The 13,932-nt window shown below is 69.8% G+C and carries 13 protein-coding genes; 8 read left to right on the top strand and 5 right to left on the bottom strand.

The window, feature by feature from the left end:
- Positions 1 to 2: 2 nt before the first annotated feature.
- From AJAP_RS33205 to AJAP_RS33190, 4 genes are all read left to right on the top strand, one after another.
- Complete coding sequence (locus tag AJAP_RS33205) at positions 3 to 599, top strand: hypothetical protein (RefSeq protein ID WP_038518852.1); 597 nt, start codon at positions 3 to 5, stop codon at positions 597 to 599.
- Positions 600 to 603: 4 nt separating this feature from the next.
- A complete protein-coding gene (locus AJAP_RS33200) occupies positions 604 to 1,602 on the top strand; it encodes a C40 family peptidase (RefSeq protein WP_038518851.1) in 999 nt (332 codons plus the stop codon).
- A gap of 102 nt (positions 1,603 to 1,704) precedes the next feature.
- Positions 1,705 to 2,823, top strand: coding sequence for a hypothetical protein (locus AJAP_RS33195; RefSeq protein WP_038524366.1), 1,119 nt, complete (start codon positions 1,705 to 1,707; stop codon positions 2,821 to 2,823).
- A 34-nt stretch (positions 2,824 to 2,857) separates the two neighbouring features.
- On the top strand, positions 2,858 to 3,055 hold the full coding sequence (locus AJAP_RS33190; RefSeq protein WP_007035345.1) for a hypothetical protein: 198 nt from the start codon (positions 2,858 to 2,860) through the stop codon (positions 3,053 to 3,055).
- Positions 3,056 to 3,208: 153 nt separating this feature from the next.
- Here AJAP_RS33190 and AJAP_RS33185 read toward each other — a convergent pair whose 3' ends face one another.
- The gene (locus AJAP_RS33185) at positions 3,209 to 4,174 is read right to left on the bottom strand and encodes an ATP-binding protein (RefSeq protein WP_038518848.1); all 966 of its coding nucleotides are present in this window, start codon (positions 4,172 to 4,174) and stop codon (positions 3,209 to 3,211) included.
- A 134-nt stretch (positions 4,175 to 4,308) separates the two neighbouring features.
- Between AJAP_RS33185 and AJAP_RS33180 the strand changes: the two genes are divergently transcribed.
- Together AJAP_RS33180 and AJAP_RS33175 are read left to right on the top strand one after the other, a co-directional pair.
- Positions 4,309 to 5,718: an RNB domain-containing ribonuclease gene (locus tag AJAP_RS33180; protein ID WP_038518846.1), complete on the top strand. Its 1,410-nt coding sequence runs from the start codon at positions 4,309 to 4,311 to the stop codon at positions 5,716 to 5,718.
- A complete protein-coding gene (locus AJAP_RS33175; RefSeq protein ID WP_038518844.1) occupies positions 5,715 to 6,476 on the top strand; it encodes a helical backbone metal receptor in 762 nt (253 codons plus the stop codon). The genes AJAP_RS33180 and AJAP_RS33175 overlap by 4 nt, the downstream gene beginning before the upstream one ends.
- A gap of 39 nt (positions 6,477 to 6,515) precedes the next feature.
- Here AJAP_RS33175 and AJAP_RS33170 read toward each other — a convergent pair whose 3' ends face one another.
- Together AJAP_RS33170 and gabT are read right to left on the bottom strand one after the other, a co-directional pair.
- Positions 6,516 to 7,946, bottom strand: coding sequence for an aldehyde dehydrogenase family protein (locus AJAP_RS33170; protein WP_038518842.1), 1,431 nt, complete (start codon positions 7,944 to 7,946; stop codon positions 6,516 to 6,518).
- Entirely contained in the window at positions 7,943 to 9,274 is a 1,332-nt protein-coding gene (gene gabT / locus AJAP_RS33165; protein ID WP_051972671.1) for a 4-aminobutyrate--2-oxoglutarate transaminase, read from the bottom strand. Before gabT ends, AJAP_RS33170 begins: the two co-directional genes overlap by 4 nt.
- Positions 9,275 to 9,384: 110 nt before the next feature.
- Between gabT and AJAP_RS33160 the strand changes: the two genes are divergently transcribed.
- On the top strand, positions 9,385 to 10,854 hold the full coding sequence (locus AJAP_RS33160) for a PucR family transcriptional regulator (RefSeq protein WP_038518837.1): 1,470 nt from the start codon (positions 9,385 to 9,387) through the stop codon (positions 10,852 to 10,854).
- Here AJAP_RS33160 and AJAP_RS33155 read toward each other — a convergent pair.
- Complete coding sequence (locus tag AJAP_RS33155; RefSeq protein ID WP_038524363.1) at positions 10,838 to 11,572, bottom strand: cache domain-containing protein; 735 nt, start codon at positions 11,570 to 11,572, stop codon at positions 10,838 to 10,840. The genes AJAP_RS33160 and AJAP_RS33155 overlap by 17 nt on opposite strands.
- 32 nt (positions 11,573 to 11,604) lie before the next feature.
- Positions 11,605 to 12,348 carry a FadR/GntR family transcriptional regulator gene (locus AJAP_RS33150; protein WP_038518834.1) on the bottom strand — a complete coding sequence of 248 codons (744 nt, stop codon included), beginning with the start codon at positions 12,346 to 12,348 and terminating at the stop codon, positions 11,605 to 11,607.
- 158 nt (positions 12,349 to 12,506) lie between these two features.
- Here AJAP_RS33150 and AJAP_RS33145 point away from each other — a divergent pair, with 158 nt between their 5' ends.
- Complete coding sequence (locus AJAP_RS33145; RefSeq protein ID WP_038518833.1) at positions 12,507 to 13,928, top strand: gamma-aminobutyraldehyde dehydrogenase; 1,422 nt, start codon at positions 12,507 to 12,509, stop codon at positions 13,926 to 13,928.
- The last annotated feature ends 4 nt before the right edge of the window (positions 13,929 to 13,932 follow it).

Genomic DNA, 13,932 nt, shown 5'->3' with positions numbered 1-13,932 from the left:
CCATGCCGATCCGGACCAACCGCGGCCGTACCGCGGTCTACCGCAGACTGTGGGGCTGGCCGCTGCGCTCGCCCCGGCACCTCATCGGCACGCTGGTGATCCTCGCGGTGGTGCTCACCGCGCTGGGCATCCTGCTGCCCAAGGCCATCGGAAAACCGGGACAGACGGCCAACGGGCCGGGTGCTTCGGCGACGACCACCTCGCGAACCGGCGTCGCGGCGCCGGTGACCGTGACGTCGACCTTGCCGCCGAGGCTCACCACCCAGTCGCCGCCGTCTTCCGCGCCACCTGACCAGGACGGGATCCGGGTCGCCAAGGAGTGGGTGACGGCATGGGCGAATCATCCCGACGGCACGACGACCGAGCAGTGGCTGAACGGCTTGAAGCCGTACACCACCGAGGAGTACCTCGCCGGGGAAATGACCTCGGTGGATCCCGCGAACATCACCGCGACCAGGGTCGCCGGGGAGCCGCAGGTCGTCTCCTCGCTCGCCGGGTCGATGGAGGTGGAGGTCGCGACGGACGGCCCCAAGGTCCGGGTCACCGTCGTCAAGACGAACCCGGGATGGCGGGTCACCAAGTACACCCAAGCGGGCTGACCCGATGAAGATCGGGATCATCGTCGGCGTGCTGATCGCCGCGGTCTTCGCCGCGGTGGTCACCACGAGCACGGTCACCAAGGTGGTGACCGACCACGTGGAGGCCCAGTCGGGCGGGATCGTCAAGACCTCCTGCGACGCGTCGGTCGGGCCGACCCTGCCGGGGCAGACCGATCGCGGTTCTTCGGACATCAACAAGCTGGACGAGGAACAGAAGGGGATCGTCGCGCTGATCATCTCGATCGGCAAACAGCGCACGCTGTCCCCGCGCGCGTGGCAGGTGGCGATCCAGGCCGGGATGACCGAGTCCAAACTGCGGAACCTGACCTACGGCGACCGCGACTCGCTCGGCATCTTCCAGATGCGGCCGTCGATGGGCTGGGGCACCGTCGCGCAGGTCACCGACCCGCCGTACCAGGTCAACAAGTTCTTCGACGTGCTGCTCGCGGTGCCGGACTGGGAGAACATGCGGCCCGGCGACGCCGCCCAGCGCGTCGAACGCTCCGGCTTCCCCGACCGGTACCACAACTGGGAACCGATGGCGGCGCTCCTCGTGCAGAACGAGGGCCAGATCGTCGACGTCGTCGGCTGCGGGACGAGCGTGGGCAGTGTCGTGCCGCCGAGCCAGGCGGCCGCGCAGGCCATCAAGTTCGCCCTCGCCGAGCAGGGCAAGCCGTACGTCTGGGGCGCCACCGGTCCGAACAGCTATGACTGTTCCGGCCTGATGCTGCGGGCCTACGAGTCGGCGGGGATCATCATTCCGCGGGTTTCGCGTGACCAGTACAAGGGCGGCGCGATGCTGCCGGTGCGTCAGGCGCAGCCGGGTGATCTGCTGTTCCTCGCCACCGTGCCGTCGAACCCGGCGACCATCCACCACGTGATGATGTACCTGGGTGACGGCAAGATCGTCGAAGCGCAGCAGACCGGGGTGCCGGTGCACATCCGCGACTTCTCCTTCGACGAGGCCGAAGTGGTCGCGCAGGCGGTCCGTCCTGGCGTTTAGCATGGTGAAAGCGTGGTATCGCGATCGCGGGACCATCCGATTCACCCGAAGTGGCGGCCTGTCCACCGGCGAGCGGCCGCACACTGGCAGAGGATGAAGAACGTGGCACGGAAATTCGGAAGGCGAGGCAAGCCCGCGGCGGGGAACGGCCCGGAGGTCGATCCCCGCGATCTCTTCGGCACCGCCCAGCCCGCACGGCAGGCGGCGCGGCCGGCGTCGAGCACGCCGCTGGCCGATCAGCTGAACCAGGGCTGGCCGGGCGTCGACCCCGGTTACGTCGTGTTGCCGCGTTCGCTGGCCGAGGGGATGTCGCTGCCCTGGCAGCAGCAGATGGCCGCGTTGCTGGCGCAGTTCCATCAGGAGAACGGCAGGCTCGCCTGGCCGATCTACCGTGTCGTCCCTTCGCGCTACGAAAAGCTCGTCGACCTCGACGAAGAGCAGCTGGCGGAGGCCGGCTACCTGGTCGAGATGGACACCGAAGGCGAGATGATCTACCGCGAGCGCAGTGGGCGGAAGGTCGAAGATCCGGCGAACACCACTGTGCTCGTCTCGTGCCTGGACCCGATCCCGAAGCCTTCGCAGCGCCAGGCGCCTCCGCCGCCTTCGCAGGCCGCGCCGCCCGCGACCGGGCAGCCGCCGCGTGCTCCGGCGCCGATGAACATCGGACCCGCGCCGGTGTGGCGTACGGTCGCGCCGCCTTCCGGGCCGCCCGCTCCGCCGTTGCCGGGCAATCACGGGGCTCCGCAGGCTCCCGCACCTCAAGCGCCCACACCTCAGGCGCCTCAGCCACCCGCGACTCAGGCGCCCGCTTCTCAGCAGGTGCCCGCGCCTCAGCCACCCGTGTCCCAGGCGCCCCCGGCCCAGGCGCCGCCTCCGCTGCCCCAGCCCAGCCGGATGCAGCCGCCGGCGGTCAGCGCCCCTCCGGCCACTCCGGAGGTGCGACCCGCCGCGGCGAGTCCGGCCGAGCCGGAGCCGCCCGTCAGTCCTCCCGATCCGCCTGTCACGGCGCCGCCGTCGGCCGCGATGCCGGCGTCACCCCCGCAGGGGATTCCCGTCGCGCCGGAACCGGCGACTCCGCCGCGTGGTGTGCCGATGCACCGGGGCTGGTTCGACGAGCTCGCCGAGAACGTGCCGGAAAGTTCGAAGGTGGATCAGCCCGAGGGCGGCGAGTTCGGCCCGACCGGCGATCCCACGGAGATCCCCTACCGCTATCGCAAGTGATGACAGGACGTCCGGGTGATGTCAGGCTTGACGTATGTCGAGCGACCCGAACCCGGATCAGGGCTGGTACTTCAACACCAAGACGAACCAGGTCGAGCACCTGGAACGAGGCCGCAGCATCGACCTCCTGGGCCCGTACCCGGACGAGGCGACGGCCAGGCGCGCCTTGGAAATCGCCAAGGAACGCACGAAGCAGGCCGACGCCGAAGACGCCAAGTGGAACGGCGACTGACCCGCACCAGGCCCGCACTCACGTGATCAGCGGCGTGACTCGCGTGATCGAAGCCGGAACTCGCGTGCTCAGCGGCGGAACACCCGAGTCACGCCTCCAATCACGCGAGTCACGTCCCTGATCACGCGAGTCACGCCTCCGCGCACACTGCGATCAGGCGTCCTGTCCGGCGAGTGCCGGTCCCATCACGAACTCCGGGTCCACCTGGGCCGTGAGGTCTTCCCCGGCCCGCCCGCTGCCCCACGCCCGCGCGTTGCGCAGGTGGAACTCGACGCCCTGCCGCTGGTAGCGGGCCCAGTCGCGCCGCTCGCCGTCGACGGTCGCGAGCATCGAGCCCAGCGTCCCGAGGTTGTGCGCCTCGAGTTCGCCGATCGGGCGCGCGCGGCCGCGTTCGGCGGCGCGGACGTGCCGCGAGTTCTCCATCCAGCCCAGCAGGGCGTCGCCGACCTCTTCGCGCAGGAACTCGATGTCCTCGTCCTCGGTCACCTTGTTGCCCACGACGACCAGCCGCACGCCGAAGTCCCGCGCGTAGTCGGCGTACTGCCGGTACACGCCGACGCTGCGCACGGTCGGCTCGCACACCAGGAACGTCACGTCGAACCGCGTGAACAGCCCGGACGCGAACGCGTCGGCGCCCGCGGTCATGTCCATGACGACGTACTCGCCCGCGTCGTCGATCATGTGGTTCAGCAGCAGTTCCGCCGCGCCGACCTTCGAGTGGTAGCACGCGACGCCGAGGTCGTCCTCGTCGAACTGCCCGGTGACGCCGAGCCGCACGCCGCCGAACTCGCGGAAGCACGCCTCGAAGATCGGGTTGTCCTCGAACGGCCGGACCAGCCGCGACCCGCGCCCCGGCGGCGTCGTCTTGATCATCGAGGCCGCGTCGGCGATCCGCGGGTTGTCGCCGCGCAGGTACTCCTTGATCAGGCCCATGTTGTCGCCGAGCGTCGGCCACGCGATGGCCTCTTCCTCGCTCGCGCCGAGCGCGACGGCGAGATGCTGGTTGATGTCCGCGTCGATCGCCAGCACCGGTTTCCCGCCGCCTGCCAGGTACGCGGTGAACAGCGACGCCAGCGTGGTCTTGCCGCTGCCGCCCTTCCCGACGAACGCGATCTTCACGCCACGGCCCTTCCTGTCGTTTTGAAAAGGGTATCGGTTTTCATTTCGATCCGTAACGTACACCCGACCGGCCCGCACCCGAACGGGCGATCAACGGCGCCGGATCGGGATAGGGTTGGGTGGTGCCTCCACTCGTGATCAGGACACATGCGGCGGGAGGGGACTTCGGTCACCTGCGCGCCGAGTTCGTGCTGCCGGAGTCGTTCGGGCCCGACGTGCTCGCCGAGGCGGAGGCGGCGGTCGTCGACCCGCTCGAGTCGGCCGGGGAACGCGAGGACGCCACCGGTCTGCCCTTCGTCACCATCGACCCGCCCGGCGCCAAGGACCTCGACCAGGCGGTGCTGATCGAACGCGTCGACGGCGGCGGCTTCCGGGTCCACTACGCGATCGCCGATCTGGCCGCGTTCATCCCGCCGGGTGGCGCGCTCGACAAGGAGGCACGCCGCCGCGGGCAGACGCTCTACCTGCCCGACGGGAACGTGCCGCTGCATCCGCCGGTGCTGTCCGAAGGCGCGGCGAGCCTGCTGCCGGGGGAGACCCGGCCCGCCGTGCTGTGGACCGTCGACGTCGACGCGAACGGCGAGCCGACGGCGACCAAGGTCCGCCGGGCATTGGTCCGGTCCACCGAGCAGTTCGACTACGAGACCGTCCAGGCCTCCATCGACGCGGGCGACCCGCATCCCTCGGTCGCCGCGCTGCCCGAGCTCGGCCGCCTGCGGCGCGAGCTCGCGATCCGGCGCGGCGCGGTCGAACTGCAGCTGCCGGAGCAGGAGATCAGCGGCGACCCCGACGGCGGCTGGGCGCTGATCCAGCGGCCGCGCAACGACGTCGACGCGTGGAACGCCGAGATCTCGCTGCTCACCGGCATGGCCGCGGCCAAGATCATGATCGACGCGAAGATCGGCGTCCTGCGCACGCTGCCGCAGCCCGACCCCGAGGCGGTCGAATGGCTGGGCCGGTCCGCGCAGGCGCTGAACATCGACTGGCCGGAAGGCAAGAGCGTGTCGGAGTTCCTGGCCGCGCTCGACCCCGGGCAGCCCGCGTCCATGGCGCTTTTCGCCGACACCACAAGGCTTTTGCGCGGCGCCGGGTACACCGCGTTCGACGGCGAACTGCCGGAGCTGACGACGCACGCCGGGATCGGCGGCGCGTACGCCCATGTCACCGCGCCGATCCGGCGCCTGGTCGACCGGTTCGCCACCGAGATCTGTCTCGCGGTGAGCGCCGGCCGCGAAGTGCCCGAGTGGGTGCGCGCGGCGCTTTCGGAGGTGCCGGAACAGATGTCGGCGTCCGACACGCTGGCGGCCAAGGTCGAACGCGCCACCATCGACCAGGTCGAGGTCTGGGTGATGGCCGAGCACATCGGCGGCGAGTTCAGCGCGATCGTGCTGCGCGCGGAGGAGACCAAGGCCGAGATCCTGGTCGAGGATCCGCCGGTGATGTCCAAGTGCACGGGCGAAAAGCTGCCGGAGGGCGAGCGGATCCGCGTCCGGCTCACCGCGGTGGACGTCGACAAGCGGAAACTGTCGTTCGAGCGGGCATGATCGACGACCTCGGCGAAGTGGTCCCGCTGCGCGAACCGGCGTCGCGGGTGGTCTCGCTCGTGCCGTCGCTGACCGAGGCCGTCGAGGTGAGCGCGCCGGGACGGCTCGCCGGCGCGACGGACTACTGCACCCATCCGGTCGATCTGGACGTCCCGCGGGTGGGCGGCTCCAAGTACCCGAACGTCGACAAGGTACTCGAACTCGAACCGGATCTGGTGCTGGCGAACTCCGAGGAGAACCGGCCGGAGGACGTGGAACGCTTACGCGCCAACGGAATCCCGGTCTGGGTGATGGAGGCGTCGGCGACCGTGCCCAGTGCGCTCGCCTCGATCCGGCGGATCCTGACGCAGGCCTACGACCTCGCCGAGCCCGAGTGGCTGGTCGAGGCGGAGGAGATCTGGCGGGAGACGGTGCCGGAGCGGTTCCGCGCGGTCGTGCCGGTCTGGCGGAAGCCGTGGATCGTGCTCGGCCGGGACACCTTCGGCGGTGACGTGCTGCATCGCGTCGGAATCGGCAACGTCTACGCGGACCACGAAGAGCGTTACCCGCGCCCGAAGCTCGACGAGCTCCAAGCGCGCTTCGCGGCCGAAGAGGCGAACCTGCTCGTGTTGCCCGACGAGCCCTACGAGTTCACTGACGCCGACGGCCCCGAAGCGTTCCCCGGCGCGAAGCACGTCCTGGTCTCCGGTCGCTATCTGACCTGGTACGGCCCTTCGCTCGTCGAAGCGCACGCCCACCTCACGCATTTCGTCCTCTGAATGCGGTAGTAGCGCATCCAGAGGACGAAATGCGGGGCGTCAGAGGGTCAGGCCGGTCAGGACGGTGACGCGCTCTTCGGTGAAGTCCGCCATCGCCGACGCCGGGCCCTCGCGGCCGACACCGGAGTCCTTCACCCCGCCGTAGGGCATCTGGTCGGCGCGGAAACTCGGCACGTCGCCGACGAGCACGCCACCGACCCGCAGCTTCGCGGACACGTCGAACGCCGTCGGCAGGTCACGCGTGAACACGCCCGCCTGCAGACCGAAACGCGAGTCGTTGATCCGGCGCACGCCGTCTTCCACCGAGTCCACGCGGGTGATCGACACGACCGGCCCGAAGACCTCGTCGGCCATCACCGACGCGTCCTCCGGCACGTTCGCGAGCACCGTCGGCTCGACGGTGGCGCCGTCACGCTTGCCGCCGGTCAGCAGTTCGCCGCCCGCCTCGACCGCCGCCGTGATCCACGATTCCACCCGGGATGCGGCCGCGGTGTTGATCAGCGGCCCGACGTCCACGCCGTCGGTGCGCGGGTTGCCGGTCCCGAGCGCGCGTACCTGCTCCAGCACCTTGGCCTGAAGCTCTTCGTAGACGTCGGCGTGCGCGTACACGCGCTGCACCGAGATGCACGACTGACCGGCCTGGTACATCGCGAACGTCGCGATCCGCTGCGCCGCGAAGTCCAGGTCCGTCCAATCAGGACAGACGAGTACCGCGGCGTTGCCCCCGAGTTCGAGCGCGACGTGCTTGCGCGGCACGCTGTCCCGGATCCCCCAGCCCACCGGCACGGAACCGGTGAACGACACGACCGGCAGGCGCGGGTCGGCCACCAGCTTGGCCGATTCCTCGTTGCTCACCGGGAGGATCGACCAGCTGCCGGCGGGCAGCTGGGTCTCGGCGAGGATCTCGCCGAGCAGCAACGCGGTCAGCGGCGTCGCGGGCGCGGGCTTGAGCACGATCGGCGCGCCGACCGCGATCGCCGGCGCGACCTTGTGCGCCACCAGGTTCAGCGGGAAGTTGAACGGCGTGATGCCGAGCACCGGTCCCTTCGGCACGCGGCGCACCAGCGCGAGCCGTCCGGTGCCGCCGGGGTCGGTGTCGAGCCGCTGCAGGTCACCGGAGAACCGGCGGGCCTCCTCGGCGGCCCAGCGGAACGTCGACGCCGCGCGCCCGATCTCGCCGCGCGCCCACTTCAACGGCTTGCCGGACTCGGCGGTGATCAGCTGCGCGATCTCTTCGGACCGCTCACCCAAAACTCGGGACACGTGGTCCAACGCGCCCGCCCGGACGTGCGCGGGCAGCGTCGCGAACTCGTCCTGGACGTCGTGCGCGGCCTGGACCGCGGCTTCGATGTCCGAAGTGGACGGAACGTGGTGCGAACCCGCCTCGCTGCCGTCGAAGGAGTGACGGACGACGACGGTCTCGTCGCTGGTGACCGGCTTTCCGGCTACCCAGTAAGGGAATGTGGTCACTTGGAGGCCTCCGTACGGACAGCGTGATCGAGGACCGACAGGCCCTCTTCGAGCAGTTCGGTGGACAGGGACAACGGCGGCAGCAGACGGACGACGTTGCCGTAGGTGCCGCAGGTGAGGACGACGACGCCCGCCTGGTGACAGGCCTGCGCGACGCGTTTGGTCAGGTCGGCGTCGGGTTCGGTGGTGCCCGGCTTCACGAATTCGGCGGCCAGCATCGCGCCGCGGCCGCGGACGTCGCCGATCACACCGGTCTCCTCGGCCAGCGCGCGCAGCCGCGGCAGCACCGTGTTCTCGATGCGCTTCGCCGAAGCCGCGAGGTTCTCCTGCCGCATGATCTCGATCGAGCCGAGCGCCGCGGCGCACGCGATCGGGTTACCGCCGTAGGTGCCGCCGAGGCCACCCGGCGGGACGGCGTCGAGCAGTTCCGCGCGGCCGGTGACCGCGGCGAGCGGCAACCCGCCCGCGATGCCCTTGGCGGTGGCGATCAGGTCCGGCACGACCTCTTCGTGCGTGGACGCGAACCACTCGCCGGTGCGGCAGAACCCGGTCTGCACCTCGTCGGCGACGAACACGACACCGTTTTCGGTGCACCAGCGGGAAAGCGCGGGAAGGAAACCGGGGGCGGGCTCGATGAAACCGCCTTCACCCTGCACCGGCTCCAGCACGACCGCCGCGACCTGGTCGCCGCCGATCTGCTTCTCGATCCGGTCGATGGCGATCCGCGCGGCCTCGGGACCGGACAGGCCGTCGCGGTACGGGTACGACCCCGGCACCCGGTAGACCTCGGGCGCGAACGGGCCGAAGCCGTGCTTGTAGGGGATGGACTTCGCGGTCAGCGCCATCGTCAGGTTGGTGCGGCCGTGGTAGGCGTGGTCGAACACGACGACCGCCTGACGGCCGGTCGCGGCGCGGGCGATCTTCACCGCGTTCTCGACGGCTTCGGCGCCGGAGTTGAACAGCACCGAACGCTTCTCGTGCGTACCCGGCGTCAGCTTGTCGAGCGCTTCGCACACCTCGACGTAGCCCTCGTACGGCGTGACCATGAAACACGTGTGCGTGAACCGGCCCGCCTGCTCGCGGACGCGGTCCACGACGGCGGGGGCGGCGTGGCCGACGTTGGTCACCGCGATACCGGAGCCGAAGTCGATCAGGACGTTGCCGTCGGCGTCGGTGAGCAGGCCGCCTTCGGCCGAGGTGACGTAGACGGGCAGCACCGAGCTCACACCGGCGGCGACGACGGCCGCGCGTCGTTCCTGCAGGGCGCGCGAAGCGGGGCCGGGGATCTCGGTGCGCAGCCTGCGCTGCGTTGCGGTGGTGGCGGTCACGGCCAAACTCCTGCGGACGCGAGGGACGGTGGTCGCCCTCCAGGATGGGAGCCGCGCCCGGCGCCGTCAGCTCGACATCTTGTCGATATCGAGGCGTAGAGTTGGACAACATGGCACTGACCCTCGCCGCCCTCGTGGCCGAACGCCCGCTCAGCCTGCGGGTGCGCGCGGCCGAGGCGGCGCTCGACCGGCCGATCGGCTGGGTCCATCCCACCGAACTGACCGATCCGCAGGCCTTCCTCGAAGGAGGCGAACTGCTGCTGACCACCGGTCTCGCCCTCGACGAGACCACGTCACCCGGGTACGTCCGGCGGCTAGTCGACGCGGGCGTGGCGGGGCTCGGTTTCGGGGTCGGCCTCAGTCACGAGAGCATCCCTCGGTCCCTTGTGGACACCGCCGAAGAGGTCGGGCTCCCGGTTCTGGAGGTGCCGAGGAAGACGCCGTTCATCGCGATCACTCGCGCGGTATCCCGCGCGGTCGCCGCCGACGAATACGCCTCGCTCGTACGCACCGGCAAGGGACAGCAGGAGCTGACGAGGACCGCCGTCGGCAAAGGCGGTCCCGGCGGTGTGGTGCGGAAGCTGGCGAAGCTGGTCGACGGCTGGGTACTCCTGCTCGATTCGTCCGGTGCGGTCACCGAGGCTTCGCCTTCCGCGCGGCCCTTCGCCGACGAACTCCAGGACGACTTCGCGCGGCTGCGCGCGGGCACGCTGGTGACGGTGGCGGGGGAGTACGAGGTGGTCCTGCAGACGCTCGACACGCGCGCGCGGGGTGTGCTCGCCGTCGGCACCCGTGAGCCGCTCGACGCCGCCGGGCAGCATATCGTCAATACCGCGGTGTCGTTGCTTTCCCTTGCCCTGGAACAGAACCGTGAGCACAGTGGAGCCCTGCGGCGGCTGAGGTCCGGGCTGTGCGACCTGCTCGCCGCGGGGCACGGCGAACTCGCCACGCGGACGATGAAGTCGCTCTGGGGCGGTGTCCCGGAAGCGCCATGGTCCGTGCTGGCCGTCACCGGTCCGGCGAGTGCGCGACGGGCGCTCGCCGACGCGCTCGACGCCGAGACTTCCGGAGACAAGGTGTTCTTCGGCGAGTCCGGGGCGTTCGTGCTCGCTGTCGGCGACGTTGAGGCGGTCGCCCGGCACGCTTCCCGGATCGGCGGAATGCACGCAGGGCTGTCCGAACCTGTATCCACTGTGGACTTCCCGGTCGGGCTACGGCAGGCGAAACAGGCGGCGGAAGCGGCGAAGGCCGAGCGGACCCCGCTGGTCCGGTTCGCCGAACACGCCGGGCGTGGCTTCCTGGAGATCGTCGATTCCCAAGCGGCGCAAGCGTTTTCGGACAGCTTGCTGGCGCCGCTGCGGCATCATGACGAAACCGGCAGGGGGGAGCTGGTCGCCTCACTGACCTGCTGGCTTGAACACCACGGTCACTGGGATCTGGCGTCCGCGCGGCTCGGCGTCCACCGGCACACCTTGCGCAACCGCATGCGCAAGGTCGCCGAACTCACCGGCCGCGACCTCGATTCCCCTGGCGTACGCGCCGAATTCTGGCTGGCGCTGCAGGTCAGCGCTCGGACCTGACCAAGGCGATCGGCGAGTCCCCGCAGCGCCGCAGCTGTGCTCCGGTCTCCGTCGTGACCGGCTCCGCGCCGGCGGACCACCACGCCGGGACGTCGACCTCGCGGACCAGCGAGCCCGTCGCCTGCCGCGCGTTGTTCGACACGATCACCCTGCCCTGCGCGTTGACCAGCGCCGCGCGGCCGCCGAGGGCGCGCAGCTTCGGCTGCAGCAGGCGCTCGACCTCGCGCACGTAGATGTCCGCGCCGACGACGCCCGCGAAGGCCCCGTCGCGCTGGACGGGGACGGTGAAGGTCAGCGTGTATTCGTCGGTGCAGAGGTAGTCGACGTACGGGCCGTTGATGTGGCGGCGGCCCGTGTCACGCGGGACGGTGAACCACGATTGCCGGGTGTAGTCCAGGAAGTTCTCGCTGTCCGGATCGAGGCTGATGACCAGCTGCACCGGCTCGGCGTCACCGGTCTCGGTCCACCATTCGAAGCCGAATTCCTGATCGGCCAGCGCGTTCGGCGCGCTGATGAACCCGGCGCCCACGACCAGGCCGCCGAGGACCTCGAAGACCTGCGGCCGGAGACGGGTCAGGTCTTCCGCGGTGGCATCGGCGGATGCGGCCAGGAGCCCCTCGGCGCCGGTCAGTACCGGCTTCAGCCGGCCGAAGACGTCCTCGACCAGGGCGGATACCTGTTCGACGACCTCGGAACCGGCGGACGGTGTGTCGTTCACGATGCTCACCTCGGATGCGCGGATGTCGCAGCTTAAGGGGCCAGAAGGTCTAAATGCACGTCCGCCAGCCGGTCTATCGCTTCGAGGATGTGCTCCTCGGTGAGCTTCCTGGCCAGCTCGCCGTCGCCCTGTGCGATGGCGGCGGCGATCGCGCGGTGTTCGGCGTAGGCGTTCTCGCGGGTGCCGTGCGGCTCGAGCGGAAGCCACAGCAAACCACCACGTTCGCTCTGCAACTGCACTTCTTCCCTGGTCAGCCGCGGCGATTGGGCGGCCGCGGCGACTTCGAGATGGAACTGGCGCTCGGCGCGCGACGCTTCCGCGCCGGTGGCGGTGCGGATGTCCTCGGTCGCCAGTTCGAGCCGCTCGATGTCTTCGGGCGAACTCCGCTCGGCGGCGAGTTTGGCCGCCGCGCCCGCGATGGCGAGGTAGTGATCGCCGACGTCGCGAAGCTCGGACAGCGAGACCGTGCGAAGGCGCTCTCGCCACGAAGCGGCCGAAGGGTTGGCAGGCGTCTTCACGAAGCTTCCGCCGCCTCGGCCGCGTCGCGTCTCGACAAGGCCCTGCTGTCGCAAGGCCACGAGCGCTTCGCGAACCGTCACGGTGGAGACGCCGAACTGGGCGGCCAGCTCGGCTTCGCTCGGCAGCTGTTCCGAATCGGCCAGCAGCCCGAGCGTGATGGCGTCGACCAGCCGCGAGGTGACCGCTTCCGCCCGGCCGATCTGGTCGAGCGGAGCGAACATCGCTGATCGCGCGCTGTGCGACATCCCCTTACGCATGGTGGCCCTTCGCCCGTACCGCTACCCGATGGAACCAATCTTGCACCATCGTCTTGTCATTTAACCTATGGACTTATATGTTTTAGCTCCCGCGCCGCCCCACAAGGGAGCAAGGGACCTTTGCTACCACCTCACGCCCCCAGGCCCCTGGAGGTCTCGTGCAGCAGTTGAAGCACTTCATCGGCGGTGAGTACACCGGATCCGCGTCGGGCAAGGTCGCCGACGTCGTCGATCCCGTCACCGGCCGCCCGTATTGCACCGCCGCCGTCGCCGGCCCCGAAGACGTCGACCGCGCGCTCAAGGTCGCGGCCGCCGCCTTCGAAACCTGGCGCGAGACCACACCCGCGCAGCGCCAGCTCGCGCTGCTGAAGATCGCGGACGCCGTCGAGGCTCGCGCGGACGGCCTCGTCCTCGTCGAATCGGCGAACACCGGCAAGCCGGTCGCGCTCACCGCGGCCGAAGAACTGCCGATGATCGTCGACCAGTTGCGTTTCTTCGCGGGGGCCGCGCGTGTCCTCGAAGGACGGTCGGCGGGCGAGTACATGGAAGGACATACCTCTTTCGTCCGCCGAGAACCGATCGGCGTGTGCGCGCAGGTTACGCCGTGGAACTATCCGCTCCTCATGGCGGTCTGGAAGATCGCGCCCGCGCTCGCCGCGGGGAACACCGTGGTGCTCAAACCGGCCGACACGACGCCCGCGTCGACCCTTCTCTTCGCCGAGATCTGCGCCGAATTCCTGCCACCCGGCGTACTCAACGTGATCTGCGGCGACCGCGAAACCGGGCGGGCGCTCGTCGAGCACGAGATCCCCGCGATGGTGTCCATCACCGGTTCCGTACGAGCCGGGATCGAAGTCGCCGCTTCGGCCGCGAAGGACGTTAAGCGCGTACACCTCGAACTCGGCGGTAAAGCGCCCGTAGTCGTCTTCGCGGACGCCGACATCGAAGCGGCCGCAGAAGGTATCGCCGCCGCCGGCTACTTCAACGCGGGCCAGGACTGTACGGCGGCGACGCGTGTCCTGGTCGCCGACGAGGTCCACGACACCTTCGTCGCGGCTCTCACCAGGCAGGCGCGGGCGACCACCACCGGCAAACCCGATGACACGTCGGTCAGCTACGGGCCCCTCAACAACGCCGCCCAGCTCGACCGGGTCGCCGGTTTCGTCGACCGGCTGCCCTCGCACGCGATGGTCCACTGTGGAGGTAAGCGGCATGGGGACGAGGGTTACTTCTACGAACCGACGGTGATCTCCGGCGTCCGCCAGGACGACGAGATCAGCCAGACGGAGATCTTCGGCCCGGTCATCACCGTGCAGCGCTTCGAGACCGAAGCCGAAGCGCTCGCCGCGGCCAACGGCGTCGAGTACGCGCTCGCGTCGTCGGTGTGGACCACCGACCACCAGCGGGCGATGCGGCTGGCCGGGAAGCTCGATTTCGGCTGCGTGTGGATCAACACGCATATCCCGCTGGTCGCCGAAATGCCGCACGGCGGCTTCAAGAAGTCCGGCTACGGCAAGGACCTCTCGCTCTACGGCCTCGAGGACTACACCCGCGTCAAGCACGTGATGAGCGCGCTGTGACGAC

This window comes from Amycolatopsis japonica, assembly GCF_000732925.1.
GTDB lineage: Bacteria > Actinomycetota > Actinomycetes > Mycobacteriales > Pseudonocardiaceae > Amycolatopsis > Amycolatopsis japonica.
This window is presented reverse-complemented; position numbering and strand designations above follow the sequence as displayed.

Coding starts and splice junctions, on each gene's coding strand:
- AJAP_RS33205 (WP_038518852.1), top strand. CDS start 3: ATGCCGATCCGGACCAACCGCGGCCGTACCGCGGTCTACCGCAGACTG.
- AJAP_RS33200 (WP_038518851.1), top strand. CDS start 604: ATGAAGATCGGGATCATCGTCGGCGTGCTGATCGCCGCGGTCTTCGCC.
- AJAP_RS33190 (WP_007035345.1), top strand. CDS start 2,858: ATGTCGAGCGACCCGAACCCGGATCAGGGCTGGTACTTCAACACCAAG.
- AJAP_RS33175 (WP_038518844.1), top strand. CDS start 5,715: ATGATCGACGACCTCGGCGAAGTGGTCCCGCTGCGCGAACCGGCGTCG.
- AJAP_RS33160 (WP_038518837.1), top strand. CDS start 9,385: ATGGCACTGACCCTCGCCGCCCTCGTGGCCGAACGCCCGCTCAGCCTG.
- AJAP_RS33150 (WP_038518834.1), bottom strand. CDS start 12,348: ATGCGTAAGGGGATGTCGCACAGCGCGCGATCAGCGATGTTCGCTCCG.